Origin of the sequence: Nitratireductor luteus (genome assembly GCF_026162365.1) — a bacterium.
Taxonomy (GTDB): Bacteria; Pseudomonadota; Alphaproteobacteria; order Rhizobiales; family Rhizobiaceae; genus Chelativorans; species Chelativorans luteus.
Genome location: NZ_JAOANW010000006.1, coordinates 303110 through 325953, shown reverse-complemented (window position 1 = coordinate 325953; position 22844 = coordinate 303110). Strand labels below are relative to the sequence as shown.

22 protein-coding genes and 1 pseudogene are annotated in these 22844 nt (G+C 65.1%); 13 read left to right on the top strand and 10 right to left on the bottom strand.

Going from position 1 to position 22844, the window contains the following annotated elements:
• The first annotated feature begins 64 nt into the window (after window positions 1–64).
• Window positions 65–1063: an LLM class flavin-dependent oxidoreductase gene (locus N1058_RS10470; protein ID WP_265517452.1), complete on the top strand. Its 999-nt coding sequence runs from the start codon at window positions 65–67 to the stop codon at window positions 1061–1063.
• A gap of 6 nt (window positions 1064–1069) precedes the next feature.
• Here the strand turns inward: N1058_RS10470 and N1058_RS10465 are convergent, their stop codons facing one another.
• Window positions 1070–2149, bottom strand: a complete 1080-nt coding sequence (locus tag N1058_RS10465) for an ABC transporter ATP-binding protein (RefSeq protein WP_265517451.1) — start codon at window positions 2147–2149, stop codon at window positions 1070–1072.
• Between the two features lie 170 nt (window positions 2150–2319).
• Between N1058_RS10465 and N1058_RS10460 the strand changes: the two genes are divergently transcribed.
• The 8 genes from N1058_RS10460 to N1058_RS10425 all read left to right on the top strand — a co-directional run bounded on the left by N1058_RS10460 (window position 2320) and on the right by N1058_RS10425 (window position 10327).
• Window positions 2320–3045: a GntR family transcriptional regulator gene (locus N1058_RS10460; RefSeq protein WP_265517450.1), complete on the top strand. Its 726-nt coding sequence runs from the start codon at window positions 2320–2322 to the stop codon at window positions 3043–3045.
• Window positions 3045–4013: an alpha/beta hydrolase gene (locus N1058_RS10455; protein ID WP_265517449.1), complete on the top strand. Its 969-nt coding sequence runs from the start codon at window positions 3045–3047 to the stop codon at window positions 4011–4013. Before N1058_RS10460 ends, N1058_RS10455 begins: the two co-directional genes overlap by 1 nt.
• 29 nt (window positions 4014–4042) lie before the next feature.
• Window positions 4043–5260: an ABC transporter substrate-binding protein gene (locus N1058_RS10450; protein ID WP_265517448.1), complete on the top strand. Its 1218-nt coding sequence runs from the start codon at window positions 4043–4045 to the stop codon at window positions 5258–5260.
• A gap of 192 nt (window positions 5261–5452) precedes the next feature.
• A complete protein-coding gene (locus N1058_RS10445; RefSeq protein WP_265517447.1) occupies window positions 5453–6385 on the top strand; it encodes a carbohydrate ABC transporter permease in 933 nt (310 codons plus the stop codon).
• Window positions 6382–7215 carry a carbohydrate ABC transporter permease gene (locus tag N1058_RS10440; protein WP_338040664.1) on the top strand — a complete coding sequence of 278 codons (834 nt, stop codon included), beginning with the start codon at window positions 6382–6384 and terminating at the stop codon, window positions 7213–7215. The genes N1058_RS10445 and N1058_RS10440 overlap by 4 nt, the downstream gene beginning before the upstream one ends.
• Before the next feature lie 36 nt (window positions 7216–7251).
• Window positions 7252–8139, top strand: coding sequence for a sugar phosphate isomerase/epimerase family protein (locus N1058_RS10435; RefSeq protein WP_420847968.1), 888 nt, complete (start codon window positions 7252–7254; stop codon window positions 8137–8139).
• On the top strand, window positions 8136–9131 hold the full coding sequence (locus N1058_RS10430; RefSeq protein ID WP_265517445.1) for a Gfo/Idh/MocA family protein: 996 nt from the start codon (window positions 8136–8138) through the stop codon (window positions 9129–9131). Before N1058_RS10435 ends, N1058_RS10430 begins: the two co-directional genes overlap by 4 nt.
• 302 nt (window positions 9132–9433) lie before the next feature.
• Complete coding sequence (locus N1058_RS10425) at window positions 9434–10327, top strand: PfkB family carbohydrate kinase (protein ID WP_265517444.1); 894 nt, start codon at window positions 9434–9436, stop codon at window positions 10325–10327.
• Between the two features lie 14 nt (window positions 10328–10341).
• Here the strand turns inward: N1058_RS10425 and N1058_RS10420 are convergent, their stop codons facing one another.
• The 5 genes from N1058_RS10420 to N1058_RS10400 form a co-directional block, all read right to left on the bottom strand.
• Window positions 10342–11490 carry a fumarylacetoacetate hydrolase family protein gene (locus N1058_RS10420; RefSeq protein WP_265517443.1) on the bottom strand — a complete coding sequence of 383 codons (1149 nt, stop codon included), beginning with the start codon at window positions 11488–11490 and terminating at the stop codon, window positions 10342–10344.
• Between the two features lie 2 nt (window positions 11491–11492).
• Window positions 11493–12521, bottom strand: a complete 1029-nt coding sequence (locus N1058_RS10415) for an aldo/keto reductase (protein WP_265517442.1) — start codon at window positions 12519–12521, stop codon at window positions 11493–11495.
• Between the two features lie 131 nt (window positions 12522–12652).
• Window positions 12653–13321 carry a GntR family transcriptional regulator gene (locus tag N1058_RS10410; RefSeq protein WP_265517441.1) on the bottom strand — a complete coding sequence of 223 codons (669 nt, stop codon included), beginning with the start codon at window positions 13319–13321 and terminating at the stop codon, window positions 12653–12655.
• A gap of 30 nt (window positions 13322–13351) precedes the next feature.
• Window positions 13352–14254, bottom strand: a complete 903-nt coding sequence (locus N1058_RS10405; RefSeq protein WP_265517440.1) for a dihydrodipicolinate synthase family protein — start codon at window positions 14252–14254, stop codon at window positions 13352–13354.
• A gap of 89 nt (window positions 14255–14343) precedes the next feature.
• Entirely contained in the window at window positions 14344–15555 is a 1212-nt protein-coding gene (locus tag N1058_RS10400) for an MFS transporter (protein WP_265517439.1), read from the bottom strand.
• Between the two features lie 110 nt (window positions 15556–15665).
• Here N1058_RS10400 and N1058_RS10395 point away from each other — a divergent pair, with 110 nt between their 5' ends.
• Window positions 15666–16481, top strand: a complete 816-nt coding sequence (locus N1058_RS10395; RefSeq protein WP_265517438.1) for an AraC family transcriptional regulator — start codon at window positions 15666–15668, stop codon at window positions 16479–16481.
• A 47-nt stretch (window positions 16482–16528) separates the two neighbouring features.
• Here the strand turns inward: N1058_RS10395 and N1058_RS10390 are convergent.
• The 3 genes and pseudogenes from N1058_RS10390 to N1058_RS10380 form a co-directional block, all read right to left on the bottom strand.
• A pseudogene (locus N1058_RS10390) lies at window positions 16529–16646 on the bottom strand (IS6 family transposase); the annotation flags it as partial.
• A 74-nt stretch (window positions 16647–16720) separates the two neighbouring features.
• Entirely contained in the window at window positions 16721–18031 is a 1311-nt protein-coding gene (locus N1058_RS10385; protein WP_265517437.1) for a DUF2254 domain-containing protein, read from the bottom strand.
• A gap of 100 nt (window positions 18032–18131) precedes the next feature.
• The gene (locus tag N1058_RS10380) at window positions 18132–18386 is read right to left on the bottom strand and encodes a hypothetical protein (protein WP_265517436.1); all 255 of its coding nucleotides are present in this window, start codon (window positions 18384–18386) and stop codon (window positions 18132–18134) included.
• Between N1058_RS10380 and N1058_RS10375 the strand changes: the two genes are divergently transcribed.
• The 3 genes from N1058_RS10375 (at window position 18385) to N1058_RS10365 (ending at window position 21709) form a co-directional block, all read left to right on the top strand.
• Window positions 18385–19080, top strand: a complete 696-nt coding sequence (locus N1058_RS10375; RefSeq protein WP_265517435.1) for a PRC-barrel domain-containing protein — start codon at window positions 18385–18387, stop codon at window positions 19078–19080. The genes N1058_RS10380 and N1058_RS10375 overlap by 2 nt on opposite strands.
• A 266-nt stretch (window positions 19081–19346) precedes the next feature.
• Window positions 19347–19790, top strand: coding sequence for a PPC domain-containing DNA-binding protein (locus N1058_RS10370; RefSeq protein ID WP_265517434.1), 444 nt, complete (start codon window positions 19347–19349; stop codon window positions 19788–19790).
• A 131-nt stretch (window positions 19791–19921) separates the two neighbouring features.
• Window positions 19922–21709, top strand: a complete 1788-nt coding sequence (locus N1058_RS10365; RefSeq protein ID WP_265517433.1) for a thiamine pyrophosphate-requiring protein — start codon at window positions 19922–19924, stop codon at window positions 21707–21709.
• 240 nt (window positions 21710–21949) lie between these two features.
• Here N1058_RS10365 and N1058_RS10360 read toward each other — a convergent pair whose 3' ends face one another.
• On the bottom strand, window positions 21950–22576 hold the full coding sequence (locus N1058_RS10360) for a LysE family translocator (protein ID WP_265517432.1): 627 nt from the start codon (window positions 22574–22576) through the stop codon (window positions 21950–21952).
• Between the last annotated feature and the right edge of the window lie 268 nt (window positions 22577–22844).

Sequence of the window (22844 nt, the reverse complement as noted above, 5' to 3'; positions counted from 1 at the left end):
GCAGCTCTTTCACCTGGCGGCGCGAATGTCCATATATGCCGATCAGGCAATAGGGAGCCCACCCATGATCCCGTTCTCCGTCCTCGACCTTGCCCCCGTTCCCGAAGGCGCTTCGGTTGCCGACGCGCTCGCCAACGCACTGGATTTAGCAGGCAAGGCGGAAGCTGCCGGCTACACGCGCTACTGGCTGGCCGAGCATCACAACATGCCGGGCATCGCCAGCGCGGCCACCGCTGTGCTGATCGGGCAGGTCGCGGCCGTGACCAGGCGCATCCGCGTCGGCGCGGGCGGGGTGATGCTGCCCAATCACGCGCCGCTCGTCATCGCCGAGCAGTTCGGCACGCTCGCCACGCTCTATCCCGGACGCATCGATCTCGGCCTTGGCCGCGCGCCGGGCACGGACATGCCGACGGCGCGGGCGCTTCGGCGCAGCCTGGAAAATGGCGAGGGCTTCCCGCAGGACGTGATGGAGCTGATGGCGTATCTGGGCGACGGCGAGCCCGGCCAGAAGGTGCGCGCCATTCCCGGCATCGGCACTCATGTGCCGGTATGGATTCTGGGATCCAGCCTCTACGGCGCGCAGCTTGCCGCGCATCTGGGCTTGCCCTACGCATTCGCCTCGCATTTCGCGCCGGCCGCGCTCGAACAGGCGGTCGCCGTCTATCGCGAGACCTTCCGGCCCTCGGCGCAGCTCGACAAGCCCCATTTCATGATGGCGCTGAACGTCTTCGCCGCCGACACCGACGAGGAAGGCCTTTTCCTGAAGACCTCCATGCAGCAGGCCTTCGCCAATCTACGCACCGGCAAGCCGGGCCCCCTGCCCCGCCCCGTGCACGACATCGACGCCCATCTGGACCCGGCGGTCCGCGCCATGGTCGACCAGGCGCTCGCCTGCACCGCCGCCGGCTCGCCGGAAACGGTGCGGAAGGGCCTTCAGGGCTTCATCGAGCGCCACCAGCCCGACGAGCTGATCCTCACCGGCCAGATCCACGATCATGCGGCCCGGGTGAAATCCTTCACGCTCGCCGCCGAAGTAATGCAGGATCTGCGCCTGGCCGCATAGCGGCACTCAAGCCTGAAAGGCCAGCCTCGCACCATTCTGCGCATCGAAAAGATGTATCCGCGCCGGGTCCACGGAAAAGTGCAGCGTCCCGCCCTTTTCCAGCGGCAGCTCGGGGTCCAGCCGCGCGGTGATCTCGGCTCCCTCCAGCATGCACACGGCAAGCGTATCGGAGCCGAGCGGCTCGAACACGTCCACCACGGCGGCAAAGCTTGCCCGTTCGGGCGCACAGACCTGCAGATGCTCCGGCCTGAAACCCAGCACCACCTCGGCTCCGTCCGCGGCCTCGACATCGCTGAGCGGCACGTTGAAAGCGCCGTAGCGGATGGCGGGGCTCCGTCCGGCGCGGTCGACGCGGGCGGCAAGCATGTTCATCTGCGGCGAGCCGATGAACTCGCCGACGAACCGGCTGTTGGGCCTGGCGTAGACCTCGTTCGGCGCGCCCGCCTGCATGATGCGGCCGTCCTTCAGGATCACCACCCGGTCGGCCAGCGTCATCGCCTCCACCTGGTCGTGGGTCACATAGATGGTGGTAGTGGCCAGCATCTGGTGCAGGCGCTTGATCTGGGTGCGCATGTCGACGCGCAGCTTGGCATCGAGGTTGGAAAGCGGTTCGTCGAACAGGAAGACCTTGGGCCGGCGCACGATGGCGCGTCCCATCGCCACCCGCTGGCGCTGGCCGCCTGAGAGTTGTCCCGGCTTGCGGCCTAGCAAATCCTCGATCTGGAGGATCGACGCCGCCTCGGCCACCAGGCGCTCGATCTCGCCCCTCGCCACGCCGCGCATCCTGAGGCCGAAGCCGATATTCTCGGCAATCGACATATGCGGATAGAGCGCATAATCCTGGAACACCATGGCCACGTCGCGGCCGCGCGGCTCCACCTCGTTGACCAGTCTGTCGCCGATCAGCATGCGTCCGCCCGAAATCTCCTCCAAGCCCGCCACCATGCGCAAGAGCGTGCTCTTGCCGCAGCCGGACGGGCCGACAAGGGCGACGAACTCGCCGTCGCGGATATCGAGGTCCACCTCGTGGACGGCGCGAAACTTGCCGTAGTCCTTGACGATCTTTTCCAGCGTGACGCTCGCCATGTGCCTCCTCCCGACCGTCCGTTCGCCAAGGGCTCACGCTTCGGTCCATCGCTGCCCCGCAGCCGGTCATTCTTCGTTCGCGGCAGATAATTTCAGGAAGCCTCTTGCATCCCGTCCGCAATATCGATTAATTATCGATAACGATAACGTTACGCAAGGGGGCGAAGCGCATGGCGCTCGAAAATTTCGATCCCGACGCTGCCGGCGACGGCGCGAGGCGGCTTTCGGAGAAGCCGGGCGCCCGCTCGAACCGGCGCAGCGCCATCATTTTCGAGCAGTTGCAGCGCGACATCGTGCTGGGCGACCTAGCGCCCAACGAAACCATCCTCGAGCTGGAGCTGGCCCAGCGCTTCGCCTGCAGCCAGAGCACCATCCGCGAGGCTCTCCTGCAGTTGCAGGAAGAGGGCCTCGTCCACCGCATGGCCCATCGCGGCACCCATGTCGCCGACTGCCGGGGCGACGACGCGCGCGAGCTCATCCTCGTGCGTCACGACATCGAATGCCGGGGAGTGACCCGCGTGATGGAGCGCTACGACCTGCGCCTGAAGCGCAAGCTGACAGCCGAGATCGAAGCGATGCAGTCTGCCGCGGGTGACGGCGACGAATATCTTCTGTCGCTCCACGACCGCAGCTTCCACCTCCAGCTTTACGAAGCTGCGGACCTGCCTTCGATCCGACCCATCCTGCGGCGCTGCCTCATCCACAACCACCGCTACAAGATCCTCAATTCCGAGCCCAATCGCGCCCTGCGCGAGACGGCTGACAGGCACCTCGCCATCATCGAGGCACTCGATAGCGGCGATACGGCCAAGGCCGTGGAGGCGCTGTCCCATCACATCACGACCATCGTCGACCTCGGACCGCATATCGTCGCCAAGCCCGGAGCGCCCGCCTGATGGACGCTCTCGCGAACGTCCCCTCGCCCGAGATGCAGGCTGTTATCGAAAGGCTGGCGCGCGAGGATGGCAGGCTGGGCGACCCGACCCTTCTGCCGCCCGCCGAAGGCCGGGCCATGGCCGCCGCCGCCAATGTCCGGTGGAACCGCGACCTGCCCGCGCTCGAGCGCTGCACCGATTTGTCTGTGCCGGTCGAGGATGGCCGCGCCATCGACTGCCGGCTATTCACACCCGCGCGGGCAGCATCAGGGCTGATCTTCTTCATCCATGGCGGCGGCTGGGCCTTTTGCAGCATCGACACCCATGAGCGCGCCGCCAGGCTGCTGGCGGTCGAAGCCGGTGTGCCGGTCCTGTCGATCTCCTACCGCCTGGCGCCCGAGAATCCCTTCCCCGCCGGTCTTGCCGATTGCGTGGTCGTATGGCGGCAGGTGAGGGCCGGCACGTCGCCGCTCGGCGCCGTGGACGGCCCGGTCGCCGTCGCCGGCGACAGCGCGGGCGCCAATCTGGCGCTGGCACTGATGCTCCACGAGCAGGCGGAAAGCCGGCCCGCGCCGGACCAGGGTCTTTTGTTCTACGGTGCCTATGATGCCGACTTCGGCTCGCAATCCTATCTGGAGCACGCCTGCGGGCCGGGCCTGACGCGCGGCAAGATGATGCGCTACTGGAACTGGTATGCCCCCGACCCCGCCGCCCGCGCCAATCCGCTAATCGCGCCCCTGCGCGCGGCCGACGCGGCGCTGGCCGCGCTGCCGCCGCTTTATCTCAACGCCGCCGGCATCGACCCTCTGCGGTCCGACAGCGAAAACCTTCATGCGCGACTGACGGCTCTCGGCAGGACCGACCGTCTGCGCATTCACCGGGGCGTCGTCCATGGCTTCATGCAGATGAGCCTGGATTTGGCCGAAGCCCGCACGGCCACGAGCGAGGCAGCGTTCGCCTTCCGTGAAATGGCGGGCGCAAGCAAATGATAAAAACACTCGAATGGAGGAGACAGAACATGCAACGCACCATCCTTGCGGCCGCGCTGGCGGCAGGCACCATACTTGGCGCCGGCAGTGCTCAGGCCGACGAAACCGTCCGCTTCTGGTACCATTTCGACAATGCCGACAATCCCATGTCGGCGCTGGTCGAAAAGTTCGAGGAGGAGAACCCCGGCATCAGGATCGAGGCCGAGAACATCCCCTGGAACAGCTACTACGACAATCTTTACACCTCGATCGTCGCCGGCAACGCACCGGACGCGGCGATGGTCAAGATGTTCGCCCAGCCGCGCCTTCTCGAAATGGGGGCGCTGGAGCCTATCGGCGAGATGGTCGAGGCATGGGAGGGCAAGGCTGACCTGCTCGACAACCTGCTCGACCTGACCAAGGCGTCCGACGGCAACACCTATTACCTGCCGATCCAGTATGTCGTTCTGTATCTCTACTATCGCCAGGACATGCTCGATGAGCTTGGCCTCGAAGTGCCCGGAACCTGCGACGAGTTCCGCGATGTCGCAATGAAACTCACCCGCGACACCGACGGCGACGGCCAGCCAGATATCTATGGCTTCGGATTCCGCGGCGGCAAGGGCGGCCATGACCATTGGGGCAGCTTCGTATTATCGCGCGACGTGAGTTTCGAGCCGGGCGGCATGCTGACCGAGGAGGCTATCGCCGGCACTCAGTTCGTGGTGGACCTCTTCCGCGAGGACAAGGTTTTCCCGCCATCTGCCCCCAATGACGGCTTCAAGGAGGTGATCGGCGCGTTCCAGGCCGGCAAGACGGCCATGACGATCCACCATATCGGATCGTCCGCCGACATGGTCGAGGCGCTGGGCGACAAGGTGTCGGCCACCACTGTGCCGGAATGCGGCGGCGGGCGCTGGACCGCCTTTGGCGACGAATCCACCGCGATCCTGTCCTCGGCGCAGAACAAGGAAGCGGCCTGGAAATGGATCTCGTTCCTGTCCAGCGCCGGCAACAACGCGCTCTTCAACGAGGCCACCGGCCAGCTTCCCGTCACCAGGACGGATTCGGCCTCCTGGACGCTGCATGAAAAGCGTTTCGTCGACGCCACGGTCAATTCCCTGCCCTTCGCCGAGCTGCTGCCGAACGTGCCGGAGACCTCCGACTTCGTGAACACGGTCTGGCCGGTCAACATGCAGCGCGCGCTCACCGGCGAGATCACCGCCCGGCAGATGAACGAGGCGATCGACGCGCTCTACAACCCGTAGGCTTGCGGCCGGCAGGGCTACCGCACAAGGGGCGCTGTGCCCTTCCTCCCTCCCCCTTGAGGGGAGGGATTGAGGGTGGCGGTCGCCGGCGGAGCCGGCAACACCGTATGCGATAGCCCTGCCTCCGACACGCTCAGGACGGGGACACGACGAAGAGTTCGATCTGATGCCAGCCGCGGAAATCCAGCGATCATGACCGACACACCGTTTTCCATTACAGCAGCCGGGGCCCCTCCCAAGGGCGGCCGGGCCTCGCTCGCCCGCCGCGTGCTGCCCTACGCGATGCTGTCGCCGGCGGTGCTGGTCACGCTCGCCATCGTCTTCCTGCCGATGGCGCAGGCGGCCTGGATGAGCCTGCACGATTATCTCCTGTGGAAGCCGAGCGGCTTCGCATTTGTCGGGCTCAAGAATTTCGCCACTGCGCTTTCCGACGAGGTGTTCTGGATATCGCTGAAGAACACCGCCATCTGGATCGGCCTCACCGTCCCCGCGCAAATGCTGCTGGGCCTGGTCACGGCCCTGCTTCTCAACCAGAAATTCCCCTGGCGGCCCGTCGCCCGCGCGCTCATCATCATCCCATGGGCTTTGCCCAGCGTGGTCATCGCCCTGATGTGGGTGTGGATCTACGACGCCAATTACGGCGTGCTCAACGAGTTCCTGCTGCGCATGGACATCCTTAAAACCTCCATCCCCTGGCTCGCCGATCCCGATACCGCGCTCTACGCGATCATCCTCACCCTCACCTGGCAGGGCTTCCCCTTTTTCGCGGTGATGATCCTGGCCGGCCTGCAGTCGATCCCCCGCAGCTATTACGAAGCCGCCTCCATCGACGGGGCGAGCGCCTGGCGGCAGTTCTGGCACATCACGCTGCCGGGCATTTCAGGCGTGCTGGTGACGGCGGTTCTGCTGCGCACCATATGGGTCGCCAATTCCATCGATGTCATCTTCGTCATGACCGGCGGCGGACCCGGCTACGCCACCTACACGCTGCCGCTCTACGCCTTCATCAAGTCGCGCACCAATCTGGATTTCGGCTACGGCTCGGCGCTGGCGGTGATGTTCACGATCATGCTGCTCGGCTTCGTGATCCTCTACCTCAAGCGCGCCGGAAAGGCGGTGAACTGATGGTCGGCAGGAAATCGAAGCTGCGCCGCATTCTTACCGTTGACCTGCCGATGCTGGCGATCCTAGCCTTCACGCTCGGCCCCTATCTGTGGATGCTCATCACCTCGCTGACGCAGGAAAGCCGGCTGTTCACCGACGGCCCCTCCCTGGTCGGCGCGACGCTGGAGAACTATGTCCGCCTGTTCCGGACCGTCGGCTTCCTGGAGAACCTGATGCACTCCTTCATCATCGCCGGCGGCACAGTGGTGGTGGGGCTGACGCTCAGCGTGACGGCGGCCTATTCCTTCTCGCGCTTTTCCTTCCGGGGCAAACGGGTGCTGCTTTTGCAGTTCCTCGTCATCAACATGTTCCCCATCGTTCTCCTGATCCTGCCGCTCTTCGTGCTGATGCGCAAAGTGGGGATCCTCGACACCCATTTCGGCCTGATCATCGCCAATTCGACCATCGCCATCCCGTTCTCGGTCTGGATGATGACGAGCTATATCAACGGCATCCCCAAATCGATCGACGAGGCGGCCATGACCGACGGCTGCTCGCGGCTGGGCGCGCTGTGGCGGGTGATCCTGCCGCTGTGTACCCCCGGCATCGTGGCCACCGGCATCTACATCTTCATCACCGCCTGGAACGAGTATCTCTACGCGCTGACGCTGGGCGGGCGAAACGTGCGGCCCATCACCGTCGCCATCCAGACGCTGATCGGCGAATACCAGGTGGAATGGGGCCTGCTCACCGCCGGCGGCATCGTCGGCGCGCTGCCCGCCACCATCCTGTTTCTCATCGTCCAGCGGCGTCTCATCAGCGGCCTCACCCAGGGCGCGGTGAAGGGCTGAAGCAAGGCGATGGATAATCCAAAAGAGGAAATGAAATTGCGAAATCCCGTCGGCATAATTTCCATGCAGTTCGTGCGCCCCTTCACACGCGAGCACTTTGCGCTGTTCGCCCGTATCAAGTCGCTCGGCTTCGACTTCGTCGAGATGCTGGTGCCCGAGCCGGAGGACGATTTCGACCCGGCCGAGGCCCGCGCCGCGCTCGCGGATAACGGGCTCGACGTCGTGCTGGCCGCCCGCGTCAACCTTCAGCGCTCCATCGCCAGCGCCGACCCTTCGGCCCGCAAGGGCGGGCTCGACTACCTTGCCTATTGCGTGGAGGTGGCCGACAGGATCGGCGCGCGCATCATCGGCGGCCCCCTTTACGGCGAACCGCTCGTCTTTGCCGGCCGCGCGCCGTCCCCGCACGGCGAGGACGAGCGCAAGGCGCGCGAGGAGCGCACCGTGGAAGGCCTGTCGCAGGCCGCTCCCCGTGCTCGCGATGCCGGCAAGGTGCTGGCGCTGGAACCGCTCAACCGTTTCGAGACCGACATCGTCTCGACCACGCGGCAAGCGGTCCACGTCGTCGACGCCGTCGCCGATGCCGGGCTCGGCATCGTGCTCGACACTTTCCACATGAACATGGAGGAGCGTTCCATGCCCGACGCGATCCGCCTTGCCGGCCACCGCCTCGTCCATTTCCAGGCCAACGAGAACCACCGCGGTTTTCCCGGCACCGGCCATATCGACTGGCCGCCGATCATGCGGGCGCTGGGAGACATCTCCTATGAAGGCCCGGTCTCGCTGGAACCTTTCCGCCGCGACGACGACCGGGTGGGCCTGCCGATCGCCCATTGGCGCCCGCCGCACGAGGACGAGACCGAAAAGCTCAAGGCCGGGCTCGCCTTCGTGCGCTCCTGCCTCGCGCTGGCGGAGGTGAACCAATGAGCCTGAAGATCGGCTGGATCGGTTGTGGTCGCCATGCCTCGCAGATGCTTCTGCCGCAGCTTGGCCGCAACGACGTGGAGATCGCCGCGGTCTGCGACCTCGACGGCGAGGCCGCCGGCCGCGCCGCCCGGCAATATGGCGTAAAGAACGTCTATGTCGATTACCGGGAGCTCATCGCCCACAGGGGCCTCGACGCCATCGGCATGGCGGTCGGCCCCGACCTCCACCACGCCGCCGCCATCGAGACGCTCGGCCGCGGCCTCCCCGTCTTTCTGGAAAAGCCGCCGGCGGCCACCAGCAGGGGTGCGCAGGAGATCAGCGCGGCCTCCAGGCGCGCCGGCAAGGCGGTGGCGGTCGGCTTCATGAAGCGCTATTCCACCGGCAACCGCATCGCCAGGAATGTCCTGCAGAAGCCCGAGTTCGGCCCGGTGCTCGGCATCACCGGCACCTATATGACCGCGCCCACCTATTTCGCCGGCGAAGTCGATTATACCGGCTTTTTCCTGCATCACTGCGTGCATTACATGGACCTGATCCCGTGGCTGACCGGCGCCGACTTCGCCGAGATGGCCCTGCGCAAGGTGGAGCCCGCGCCCGGGCACCTTCTGTTCCATCTCAATTTTTCCTGCGAGAACGAGGCCATCGGCACCATCGTCATGGGCACGGTGCAATCGCGCGGCACCCCGATGGAGACCATCCAGATCATGGGCGACCATGCAAGGGTGGAGGTGAACAACGTCATCAACGTCGCCTATTACCGCGACCCGCCCTTCAAAGCCGACGACCGGGCGGCCAGCCTTTCCAACGACGTCGACACGCTCTCATGGACGCCCAATTTCACCGCCGCCGCCAATGAGGACCACAAGGGCTACAACGCGCTGATCGCCGATGCCGTGGCGGCGCTGAAGGGCGAACCCAACACCGCCCCCACCATAGAAGACGGCGTCCGCGCCATGGGCCATTTGGAAACGATGATCGCGCTGCTCGGTTGATTCAACGACTGCGTTTCACGCCGAGCCCCTTCGCACCCCCTCTGCCCTGAGCTTGTCGAATGGGCCGGGCATCTCCCCCTCAAGGGGAGAGATCCTCTCTTCATCGATGTTTTCGCTTCTTCTTCAAAGGATTGGTGAAACCGGCCATGACAGCCAATCTCCCCCCTTGAGGGGGAGATGCCCGGCAGGGCAGAGGGGGGTAGCGCAGGGCACGGCGGTCGATCATAGCCATAACCCCCGCCCCACGATGACAACCCCCTCCCTCACCGCTATAAGCCACCAAACGTCCGACGGAGGAACCATTGGCGCGCATTGTCACGGCGGGTGTGGCCGTCATCGATTTTCTCATGCATCTCGACGAAATGCCCTCCCGGCCAGAGAAGTACCGGGCCCGGGACGCGGCCATCGTGGGTGGCGGCGGCGGCGCCAATTCGGCCGTGGCCGTCGCCCGGCTGGGCGGCGAGGCGATGCTGGCCACGCGGCTGGGCGGCGACGCCATCGGCACGATGATCCTCGACGGGCTGGCGACCGAGAGCGTCGACTGCCGGCTGATCAAGCGCTTTGCCGGCCGGCGCTCGTCCTTTTCCTCGATCTTCATCGATGCGGCGGGCGAGCGGCAGATCGTTAACTACCGCGATCTCGACATGGATTTCGGGGCGGACTGGCTGGAGGAAGCCGCCGTTCCAGCCTTCGACGCCGCGCTTGCCGACACCCGCTGGCCGCAGGGCGCGGCAGTGCTGATGCGGCTCGCCCGGGCGCGCGGCAAGCCGGGCGTCATCGACGCCGAAGCCCCGGTGACGGAGGCCGCCGACGCGCTCGGCCTGTGCTCCCACGCGGCTTTCTCCGCTCAGGGTCTGCGCGACTTCGCCGGAGAGGAGGCGCTGGACGAGGCCCTGCGGAAGGCTGCGGCCAGGCTCGACGCCTTCGTCTGTGTCACCGATGGCGGGCGCGGAACGTTCTGGCTCGAGAAGGGCGGCATCGCCCATGAACCCGCGCCAAAGGTGACCGTGGTCGACACGCTGGGCGCCGGCGACGTCTGGCACGGCGCCTTCGCCCTGATGCTTGGCGAGGGCAAGGACACCCGCGCCGCCATCCGCTTCGCCAACGCCGCAGCCTCCCTCAAATGCACCCGCTTCGGCGGCCGCGAAGGCGCACCCGATCGCCCGGCCGTGGAACGGCTGATCGCAGGCGTGTAAACGCAACTGCAGATCTAGAGCAGGCCCCGCATGGCGAGGTTGCGCATCAGCGCCGCCGCCCCGAAGGTCCAGGGCGGGCATTCGGTGCTGAGGCGCACGGTGTTCGAGAGCGCGCCGAGGCCGGGCGCGGAGATGACGACCCGGTCGCCCAGCTTGTGGGTGAAGCCCTCGCCCTCGTGGTCGCGGTCCTTGGTCGGCGCGAACAGCGTGCCCAGGAACAGCATGAAGCCGTCGGGATACTGGTGGTGCCGGCCGATCGTCTGGGCGACGAGGTCTTCCGGGTCGCGGCTGATCTCCGACATGGAGGAATGGCCGTCCAGCGTGAAGCCGTCCTCGCCCTCGACCCGCAGGTCGAGCTCGGCCCTGCGCACGTCATCCAGCGTGTAGCGCCCGTCGAAAAGCCGGATCATCGGCCCGATCGCGCAGGAGGCGTTGTTGTCCTTGGCCTTCGACAGGAGCAGCGCGGAGCGGCCTTCGACGTCGCGCAGATTGACGTCGTTGCCGAGCGTCGCGCCCAGGATGGCGCCGCGCGAATTGACCGCCAGCACCACTTCCGGCTCGGGATTGTTCCATTTGGAGACCGGGTGCAGGCCGATATCGGCGCCCCAGCCGACGGAGGAAAGGACCTGCGCCTTGGAGAAGACTTCCGCGTCGGGGCCGATGCCGACCTCCAGATACTGGCTCCACAGGCCCTCGGCGATCAGCGCCTTCTTGGCCGCGGCCGCCTCGGGCGAGCCGGCCTTCAGGTCGCGCAGGGATTTGCCGATGGCCCCGCCGATGCGCTCGCGGATGTTCTGCGCCAGCGCTGGGTCGCCCGCCGCCCGCTCCTCGATCACCCGCTCCACCATCGAGCCGGCGAAGGTGACGCCGCAGGCCTTGACCGCCTGCAGGTCGCAGGGCGCCAGCCAGCGCACGCCCTGGCCCGACAGCGTGGAAGCGCAGACTTCCTCGACCGTTCCCAGCGCATCGCCGTCGGCCTGCCGCACGAAACCTGCCGGGTCGTCCATCTCCATCACGTCGCGCACGGTCGGCGCCGCCTTCGAGGTGATGTCCACGAGCTGCCCGTCGCGCAGCGTGACCACCGCCGGGCCGATGCCCGGTCTCTCCACCCGGCCGAGATAGACGCCGGAGGCGTCGAGCGCGGGGACCGTGGGTTCGTTCATGATCAATTCTCCGCAGTAGGCGCGTCGGCGCGCAGCAGGCCGGCGCTCTTGAGGTCGGCCCACAGGCCCGTGGGAATTTCCCGCGCCAGCAGCACGATATTGGCGTTGACTTCCTCGGCCGAGACTGCGCCGGGGATGACGGTGCGCACCGCGGGGTGGTGCAGCACGAATTGAAGGGCGGCCTCGATCAGCCGCACCCCATGGGCGGTGCATATCTCCTCGATCCGCCGCACCCGCTCCAGGATGTCGGGCGGCGCGGCGTTGTAGTTATACTTGGCGCCCTCGACCGCGCCCGTCGCCAATATGCCGGAATTATAGGGACCGCCGAGAATGATGCCGATGTCGTCCCGCTCGCAGCGCGGCAGGAAGCTGTCCAGCGCCTCCTGCTCCAGAAGCGTGTAGCGTCCAGCCAGCAGGAAGCAGTCGAATGCGCCCTCGTCGAGCAGCCTTTCGCAGACCTGCCACTCGTTCACGCCCGCGCCGATGGCCTTGATGCGGCCCGCATCCTTCAGCTCGGCGAGCGCCCGGTAGCCGCCGCCGTCGAACAGCTCGCGCATCTTCGCCTCGCTCTCTTCCGGGCTGCCATGGGTGAAGACGTCGACATCGTGCACCAGCAATATGTCAACGGCCTCCACCCCCAGCCGCTTCAGGCTGTCCTCATGGCTCCTCATCACGCCGTCATAGGTGTAATCGAACACATAGCGCCTTTCCGGCACGTCGACGAAGGAAGCCGGCGTCACCTCGCCCGGCGCGCAATCCTCGAGCCAGCGGCCGATCTTGGTGGAAAGGGCCACATCTTCCCCGAAGCCGGCCAGGGCACGCCCGAAACGCTCCTCCGAGAGGCCGAGGCCGTAGAGCGGAGCGGTGTCGAAATAGCGCACGCCACCATCATAGGCCGCGCGCAGCGCCGCCTGCGCATTCTCCTCGCTGACGGCACGGTAGAGATTGCCGAGCGGCGCGCCGCCGAAGCCCGTCCGGGTCAGCATCACGGGCGCCTGCGCGCGCAACGGAACCTTGTCGCCGGCCTTCATGCCGATCCCTCCCATAAGCATTTTGCAGTCAGGTGGAATCACCTGACGTCCGCATAAATGCGGAAAACAAAAAGATAGAGCGTCCTTTATGCATCCGAACGGATGCATGGCGCTCTAAACCAAAGTCTGTCTCACCCCACCCCGAGCGCGCGCCGCCTGGCGCTATCGATATGCGCCTCCAGCGCTTCGAGCGCGGCTTTTTCGTCGCGCGCGGCAAGTGCCTCGACGATGCGCATATGCTCGTTCATCACCGAAATGACGAGTTCCGGCAGCATGCGGGTGTCTTCCTGGCGGATGACGCGGATCTTGACCGAGTTGACGCGGTAGATGCTGGAGATCAGCTCGTTGCCGATGGAATCGATCATCCGGTCGTGGAAGGCCCAGTCTATAAGCTGGGCATCCTTGAGAAGATCCGGCGTCACACCGTCTTCCACGGCCGCCCGCTGCACCGCCAGATGGTCCTCCCGCAGCTTGGCGATCTCCGCATCGCTCGCCGCCCTGCAGAAGCTGACCACGGCTTCCCGCTCCAGGATCAGGCGTAGCTGGAAGGCGTTGCGGATGAGGTCGATGTCGACATGGGCGATCTGCATGCCGCGCTGGGGAACGGTCTTGATCAAACCGTCCGCCTCCAGCCGCGGGATCAACTCGCGGATAGCACCCAGCGGCATGCCGGTCACGGCGACGAGCTCGCGCTGGGACAGGAACTGCCCCGGTCTGATCTCCCGAGAAAACAGCCGCTCCTTGAAGGTCTCATAGGCCTTCTCGCGCAGCGTCGTCGGCTCGCCCGCCTTCTGGTTCATGCGCTATGCCGCCTCTTATGCAGCCCCTTGTTACGCAGCCTTGTCCCGCCCCATCGCCTGCCAGATCTCCCTGAGCATTTCAACGTCGGAAGCGGGGGTGGAATCAAGGGGCGCGCGCACCCTGTCCCAGCCTTTTTCACCGCGCATCACGCCCACCAGCGCCTTCACCGCCGGGGTGACCGGCAGCTTGACCACCGCGTCGACCAGCGCGCTCAGTTCGGGATCGTTCTTGCCGGTCGCCACGAGCTCGGCAAGCCGGGAGGGGAAGAGATTGGCCATGCCGCTGATGGCGCCCGCGCCGCCCAGCCTTACGGCGTGGGCCAGATGGCGCTCGTCGCCGACGAGCACCTGCAGGTCGCGCTCACCGAGGAAAGCCTCGGTCGTCGCCCAGTCGCCTGCCGAATCCTTGATGCCCACGATGAACTCACCGAACCGATCCTTCAGCCTGCGCACGAGCTCCAGCGACAGCGCCGCCGCGGTCACCTGCGGGATATGGTAGAGGATGATGCGCGGCGACTGACCTGCGATCTGGCCGATCAGTGCCGAATACCAGCGGAAAAGCCCCTCCTGGCTGACGCCCTTGAAGTAATAGGGCGGCGGCACGAGGAGGGTGCGAATTCCCGTATCGAGCGAGGCCAGCGCCTGCTCGGCAACGCTGCCGACCGCCGCTCCGCCGACGCAGGCCACGATCCGGTCCGGCGCGACGCCGGCGCTGGTCAGCGCATATTGCGCCTTCAGCCGCTCCGTCATCGACAGCGAAGCCCCCTCGCCCGTGGTGCCGAACAGAGTGACCCGGGCGCAGCCATCGGCAAGCAAGCCGGTGGCATGGGCGGCCATACGCTCCAGGTCGATGGAGAAATCGTCCCGGAACGGCGTGACGAGCGCGGCGGAAATGCCGAAGGTTCCGCCGTTCTGGCGGCTGGAAGCGGTCATGAAAAACCCCTGAAGGATGTGTTTGCTGATTAACATGTTAGTGCGTTATCATCAGCGGCGCAAGCCCGCAGGGGATCGCTCGTAAGCTGTTAGCCCGCCGCCGCCCGCGCGGCGCGCGTGTCCGGCAGCAATATGGTCAAAAGCCCCAGCAGCGGCAGGAACGAGCAGGCTACAAAGACGAACTCGATGCCTTTCCAGTCGGCGATCACCCCCAGCACCGCCGCGGCGATGCCGGCCATACCGAAGGCCAGGCCGAAGAAGATGCCGGCGATCATGCCGACCCGGCCCGGCACCAGCTCCTGCGCGAAGACGACGATGGCCGGAAACGCCGATGCCATGACGACGCCGATCACGCCGGTCAGCACGATAGTCCAGGTCAGATCGGCATAAGGCAGCGCCAGGGTGAAGGGCAGGACGCCAAGGATGGAGAACCAGATCACCGTCTTGGCCCCGACCCGGTCGCCTATCGGCCCGCCGAGAATGGTGCCCAACGCCGCGCCGCCGAGGAACACGAACAGCAATATCTGCGAGGCCTGCACCGACACGCCGAATTTGTGGATCACATAGAAGGTGTAGTAGCTCGTCAGGCTTGCCAGATAGATGTGCTTGGAGAAGGTCAGTATGGTGAGCACCACGAGTGCAACGACGACCGTCCGCCGCGGCAGCATCGGGACCGCCGCGCCGGGCCGTCTGCCGTTGGCCGCGCAATAGCGGCTGTACCAGTTGCCGACCCGCCAGAGCACCATCATGCCCACCAGCGCCGCCAGCGAGAACCAGGCCACGCTGTCCTGCCCCCTGGGAACCACGATGAAGGCGGCCAATAGCGGGCCGATGGCGGAGCCGGCATTGCCGCCCACCTGGAAGAGCGACTGCGCCAGCCCGTAGCGCCCGCCGGAGGCCAGCCGCGCCACCCGCGAAGACTCCGGATGGAACACCGCCGACCCGAAGCCGATGAGCATGGCGCCCAGAAGGAGGAACGAATATTCCTGGGCATAGGCCAGGAACAGCAGGCCGGCCAACGTCGACCCCATGCCGACCGGCAGCGAATAGGGCATCGGCCGCTTGTCCGTATACATGCCGATCAGCGGCTGCAGCAGCGACGCCGTCACCTGGAAGGCCATAGTCAGAAGGCCGATCTGCCAGAAATCGAGCCCGTAGCTTTCCTTCAGCATCGGATAGAGCGCCGACAGCAGCGACTGCATCACATCGTTGAGCAGATGGCAGAAGCTCACCGCGAGGATGATCGTATAGGCCGTGGTCTCCCCGGAAGACCGGGCGCGGATGGCTGCCGTGTCGGCCAAGATCGTGCTCCTGAAAATGATCTGATACGGATCTGCGCCTGATCTTTACGCCCGTTGCGCGCGATCTTCTTTCGTGGTTTGGTCGAAAACTTTCGCAACTGGGCCATCCCATGAACGAGACATCCGCCAGCCACGGCCCCTCCGCCTCATCCCTGGAGGACCGCCACAACCGGATTCTGAGCCGGCTTGAGCAGGTCGAAGGCGCGGTGCTTGCCGTCTCCACCGACTATCCGGACGGCCACCGCGTCCCGGTTCACCGGCACAGCCGCTCGCAGCTGCTCTACGCCCTGTCGGGCGTCGTCATGGTGAGTACCGGCAAGGGGCGCTGGATGGTGCCGCCTGAACACGCGATCTGGCTGCCGGCCGGCACCGACCATGCCGTCGAGATGCTGGGCGAGGTCGAGATGCGGTCGATCTATGTCCTGCCCGATGCGCTGCACGGCCTGCCGGCGGATCTGCGGGTGGTCGCCATGACGGATCTGGTGCGCAGCCTGATTGTGGAGGCGGTGGCGCTGCCCCTGCCGCCGCGACGCACGGCCAGGGCGGGGCTGATTCTGGACCTGCTCCTGCATGAGGTCTCCGGCCTCCCGGAACGGCCGCTGGCGCTTCCCTTCCCGTCCGACCGCAGGCTTGCAGCGCTCTGCCGGCAGTTCCTCGCCGCGCCCTCGGCGCGGGCCACCATAGATGGCTGGGCCAGGGCCGCCGGCATGAGCCGCCGCAGCTTCACCCGCGCTTTCCGGCGTGAGACCGGGCTCGGCCTGTCCACCTGGCGCCAGCAGGCCTGCCTCTTCGCAGCCCTTCCCCGATTGGCCGACGGGGAAGCCGTCACCACCGTCGCCCTCGAGCTCGGCTATGAAAGCGTCGCCGCCTTCACCACCATGTTCAAGCGCATGCTGGGCAAGCCGCCCCGGGCCTGGCTGCGCTGAGCCCCGCACGAGCTTCCGACGCCCCATCAGCTCTCCCCGAAGCAGCCCTGCCGGGGTGATCTGAACCGGCCGAACATCTTCTCGCGCTTTCGGGATGGCCTGTGCGACACCTCGATCGCCTTGTTCAGCCCACTTATGCGCCCGGTGGTCCGCGTCCGGCGCCAGGGTTGGATGGGCCAGGGTTGGATGGGCTTGAAATAGGTGGGCCGCTCAGACAATTTGGCGATACCGTCCAAGCGCTAGTTGTGCCCCGACCGATGCTTACGCGTCAGCGCATTCTCGGCCCGCTTGATGCTTGCCATAATGTCTTGCCGGTCATGCCGCGTGGTATGCTCAAGCAGTGCGGTCTCGGCAAGCCGGGTGAGCTGACCCGAAAGGGCCTCCCGCTGAGAAGCCGCCGTGGTGGTAGCGGCCAGATCGCCCAGTATCTCCGCTATGCGGATCAGGATCGCAGGATGGGCCGTGCCGGCTTGTCTTATCGGATGGAAAGCCGCCGCGAGCAGGTCGGCGACATCGCTGCGGTCGGCGATAATACGCGTTTCACCGTCGCTGTCCTCTATCACATGTGGTTGAACGTGACGCGCAAAGATCTCCTCGAAGGCTGCACCCAGCCTATCGATGACCGCTATCGCCGTGAACGGGTCGTTGGTGCCGGGAGACAGCGCCCTGGTGGCGATCTCGACCAGTTGCCGAATTCCCTGTTCAGGATCTTGGGCGGAAGTGCGCTCTGTTCCGATTGTGAAGGCACGCCGAATCCGCTCCCGTAGCTCTTCGTCGGGAGGCACAGTGCTGTAAATGTCGACATGCTCGCCTTCCCGCAGCAGGTAGCGGCCGGCCCGGACCTTCACCGCGATGCGCACATTGGCCTCGCAGGCGATCGAAAGCAGATGGTCGTAATCCACCACCTGCACGTAGCCGGCCTTTTCCATGCCCATGGGCCAACGCAATCCTTGCAGCGGCTGCTTGCGTGCGTTCTCCTCGCTGTCGTGGTCAGGCAGGATATCGTGCAATGTGCCGCGGAACTCTTGCGAGACGGCTTCCACAACATTGTCGGCGATGATCGAGCGCGCGATCTTGTGAATATAGAAAAGGAGCGCCAGCAGGCAAAGGATGGTCAGCATGCTCGCCGCCGTGACGGCGAGATGAGGCACGCCATTCGACCCAAGGGTGTCATCGAGGGTCCGCAACACCAGAATGACATAGAGGATGGTGCCGATGAAGAGCCCTAGAACGGACTGGATTTGCCGGTCTCCCATGAAAATGGAGATCAGGCGGGGACCAAGCTGGTTTGCCGCGAGCGTCAGAATTACGAATGTAACGGAGACGACAAGCGAGGTCATCGTCATCAGCCCGGAAAGGAGGCTGCCGAGAAGGTCGCGCGCGGTCCCCGCATTTCCACTGTAGACCCACCAGATACGGCCGTTGGGACTGAGGTGGTGGCCATAGTTGAGCAGCACATAAGCGAGCCCCACGGCACCGAAGGCGAACAGCACGGGCACGGGCCAAAGCTGACCCCGCAGCAAAGCGAGGAAATTTCGGATGTGGTCCATGCAGCATCAACTCGGAAAGGCCGTTCGCGATCCATTGCAGAAGGCGCGGCAGCGGATTCGATCAATGTCGCCTCGCGCCGCCTTCGCGGACGAAGCCGGACTACCAGCCGAGCCGAACGACGACCGGCCGGGTCACCGTCAATATGTGCCGGCCCACGAAAAAATCTGACGAGCTGGCAATTTGGCCGCCTCCAGGAACAGAGACGCTCAGCGCTCGTTTGGAGGTTATGCCCTTTGTCCAGCCGCCGCGGAGCCGCGGCGGGAAGCGGAAGAAACAACACACCAAGAGGGTGATGATGACCTGGAGATGCGTCCCCTTGATCTGGTTGGCCTTGGGCCTTTGCAGTTCGGGCATGGGCCCTGCACAGGGGCAGGGCATGGCCTTGCCGGAGGTGGCGCGTCTGACGGAGGATCAGTATGGGCTTCTTTTAAGATCGCGCGATGTCCAAAGCGCGCGCGAGATGATCGAGCAGAACCTGGTCTATGGCGGCGATGGCGAAGAGATCGGTGACGTCACGGACCTGTTTCTTGGCCCGACCGGTGAGATGCTCGCTGTCGTTGCCGAAATCGGAGGTCTGTGGGGCATTGGCGAAACCGACGTTAGTATTCCGTCAAAGCTCGCGACGCTGAACAATCCGGCCGACGGGCTTCGCGGTGTTCTCGTTCCGGTCGAGGAAGACGAGGTGGAGGAACTCATCCCGGAGCGCTCGCTTTCGCTGGAAGATATCACGACGGATATACGGGAACTGGAGGAGCCCATCCGGTTGGAGGGCGGCGCGTGGCGAGCCACCGGTTTGATCGGTGATATCGCCCGGTACGAGGCGCCCGACGGATACCGGGAGTTCGGCATCGTCCTTGACTTCATTATTGAAGACGGCGGCGCGGTTACAGTGGTGTTGCAACCTGGACTCGCCTCCAGAATCCCCGATCTGCTTTCGGTGCCCTTCGAAAGCAATGCCGTGAGTTGGAGCCCGGACGAACCGTTCCTCGACCTCAGCTACTCGTTCGAGGAGTTGATGGCCGCGCCGACGGCCGACCCGAACGACTGACGGTTTACTTGCCATGTATGCCGCGCCGCGATCGCCGGTGAGAGCGCCGGCGACAACAACCGCAACGGGCCGGCTCATGTGCGTTTCGGCGGCGGCATAGGTCGCCAAATGCACGCCATCGCCTCGACAAAGCAGCCAAGGCCGCCGGCGGCCAGTTCGGAACGATCGGATGCCTTCTGACGTTGGGAAAGAGTTACCTGCTGATCGGACGGTGCCGAAGCGGAGTGTCGTCCACACGTGCCACAGATGCGATGGGAGGCTGTTGGATGCAGAGCAGGATTCTGGCCGAGAACAACGGGCAGCGAACCTACGCGCTCGTTCTGGAAACCGGCGATGAGGTGATGGCCTGCCTGAAGGATTTTGCTGAGCGCGAAGATCTCTCGGCAGCCGGCTTTTCCGCCATCGGCGCCTTCAGCAGCGCGGTCATCACCTATTTCGACTGGGAGAAAAAGGACTATCTCAGCAATCCGGTGGACGAGCAGGTGGAGGTGGCATCGCTCAACGGAGACGTCGCGCTGGCCCCGGACGGCAGCCGCGCCATTCATATCCATACCGTGCTCGGCAAGCGCGACGGCACCGCGCTCGCCGGTCATCTCGCCGAGGCCCACGTGCGCCCGACGCTGGAGATCATCCTGACGGAAAGCCCCGTGCATCTGCAGAAGCGGTTCGACCCCGAAAGCGGCCTGGTGCTCATACGGCCGGAGAGCTGAGCATTCGAGTTGAGCTTTTGAGCTGAGCGTTTCGGCCTTTCACGATCGCGGACGGATGACGCGGAACTTCCGGCCGCAGGTCTAGTTGGGCCAGTAGCTAATCCATCATCGAGCGCCGAGGAGACACAGCAATGGCAATGGTCGCCGATTTCATGCTCGACCGTCTCAACCAGTGGGGCGTCAAGCGCATCTACGGATATCCCGGTGACGGAATCAACGGCATCCTCGGCGCCCTCGGGCGGGCGGAAGACAAGATCGAGTTCGTGCAGACCGCGCATGAGGAGCTTTCCGCCTTCGCCGCCTGCGCCCACGCCAAATGGACCGGCGAGACGGGCGTCTGCCTCGCCACTTCGGGGCCGGGCGCGATCCACCTTCTCAACGGCCTTTACGATGCCAAGCTGGACCATACGCCCGTGGTCGCCATCGTCGGGCAGCAAAAGCGCATGTCGCTCGGCGGCAATTATCAGCAGGAAGTGGACCTGATCTCGCTGTTCAAGGACGTGGCCAGCGACTACGTGCACATGTGCACCGATCCGGCGCAGATGCGTCATCTCGTCGATCGGGCGATGCGGATCGCGCAGGCCGAGCGGACGGTTACCTGCATCATCGTGCCCAACGATGTGCAGGAAATGGACGCTGTGTCCTCTCCGCCGCGCCAGCACGGCGCGCTCTTTTCGGGCGTGGGCTATACCAGACCGGCTCATGCGCCCGGCGAGGCCGAACTGAAACAGGCAGCCGAGATATTGAACGGCGGCGAGCGCGTTGCCATGCTGATAGGCGCCGGCGCGCTGGATGCCGGCGCGGAGGTCATCAAGGTTGCCGACCTTCTGGGCGCCGGTGTCGCCAAGGCGCTGCTCGGTCGCGCCGCTCTGCCGGACGACCTTCCCTTCGTCACCGGTTCGATCGGCCTGCTCGGCACCCGGCCGAGCTTCGACCTGATGATGGGCTGCGACACGCTGCTCGTCGTCGGCTCCAGCTTCCCCTATTCCGAATTCCTGCCGCCCGAGGGCCAGGCGCGCGCGGTGCAGATCGATATCGACGGGCGCATGCTCAGCATCCGCTACCCGATGGAGGTGAACCTGGTTGGTGACAGCGCGGCGACCCTCCAGGCCCTTATTCCGCATCTGAAGCGCAAGGAAGACCGTTCCTGGCGCGACGAGGTGGAGAAGAATGTCAGCGACTGGTGGGAGCTGATGGAAGAGCGCGCCATGAGCGCCGCCGATCCCGTCAACCCGCAGCGTGTCCTGTGGGAGCTCTCGCCGCGCTTGCCGGAGAACTGCATCATCAGCGCAGATTCGGGCAGCGTCGCGAACTGGTTCGCGCGTGATCTGAAGCTGCGGCCGGGAATGAAGGCGTCGCTGTCGGGCGGGCTGGCGACCATGTGCCCGGGCGTGCCCTATGCGATGGCCGCCAAATTCGCCTATCCCGACCGCGTCGCGATTGGCCTGGTCGGCGATGGGGCCATGCAGATGCTCGGCAACAACAGTCTGATCGACGTCGCGAAATACTGGCAGCGTTGGAGCGACCCGCGGCTGGTCATCATGGTGCTCAACAATGGCGACCTGAACCAGGTCACGTGGGAGCAGCGCGTGATGGCGGGCGATCCGAAGTTTCCCGATTCGCAGGACGTGCCGGCCTTCGACTATGCCCGCTACGCCGCGATGATCGGCCTCAAGGGCATCAGGGTGGAGACGCCGGACGAAGTGGGCCCGGCCTGGGAGGAGGCGCTTAGCGCCGACAGGCCCTGCGTGCTCGACGTGGTGACGGACCCGAAAGTGCCGCCGCTTCCGCCGCACGTCACCTACGAGCAGGCGAAGAAATATGCCCAGGCGGTGGTCAAGGGAGATCCAGAGGCGATCGGCATCATCTGGCAGTCCTTCAAGCAGGCCGCGCAAGGCGTGCTGCCAAGCCGGCACTAGAACAGGGTGCCTTACCCTCGCCTTTGACCCTTCGAACGAGGGCGGGCTGCTGAGCATCCGGTACTAGGATCGTGAATGACAGAGGCGAAGATCAAGCGCATCGAGGTTCGCAGCATGCCGGGTTCCGACCGACGGTCCGCAGGGCGACGGGACTTTGCGCTGGGATTCCACCACCATGGTGCATCCGTGCCGTCAGAGAGAGTGGTCTCGATTATGTCTTTGCCCTTTTTGTCGAGGTATTCATAGCTTCTCCGAAATCAGACGCAGGCCAAAGGCCGCCAGCGCCGTGCCAATGACCCGTTCTATCCAATGGCCGAAGCGGTCATAGGCTGCGCGGGCCGGTCGCGTTGAGAGCAGGACGATCACAAGCCCATACCAGACGATCTCCAGAAGGAAGCCACCCACGAGAATCGTAAACTTGACCCACAGCGCGGTTTCTGGCGGTACGGCAACAGCGTAAAGACCAATAAAGCAGGCGATCCCTTTGGGGTTTGAGAGGTTGACGATGATGCCCATGCGCAGGCCGCGCAAGGTACCACTGGGAGCTGAACCAGACCGTTGTGCCGAAGTGGCAGGCTTGGTGGTCAGCCAAGTCATGACCCCGAGGTAGACGAGGTAACAGCCTCCGGAAATCTGTATGAGGCTCGCAAGCCAACCGACCTGCGTGAGAACCAAAGCCAACCCCGTCATCGTCAAGACCGCGTAGAAGGTCGCCGCAACGGCCAGGCCGAATGTCGCGCCTACAGCAGAAGACCGTCCACCTGAAATGGCAAGGCTTGAGATAAGCGTAAAGTTCGGGCCCGGACTCACGACAACAGCGGCATAGAGCCCAAGCGTGGTCGCGACAATCAGCAAATCCTGACTCATGATTGGCATCCTGACAGTGGTGCGCGAGATCGAAAAGCCATGCTTTCAGGCTCAGCTTCTACGCCTTCGCGGAGAGACCTGTTACGCGAACGACGGTGGGCAGCCTGCCGCAAATGTGCTCCTTATTCAATGTCCGCAACCAAGACCTCCAGCGTCGTCGCAGGCAATGTCTGCCTACGGGAGGTGGCAAAGCTGGCCACTACGGCCGGCAGGAGGCGCGAAGCGGCCCGGCGGTCCTGGGGCCATGAGCGCACCTTCCGCTATCGGG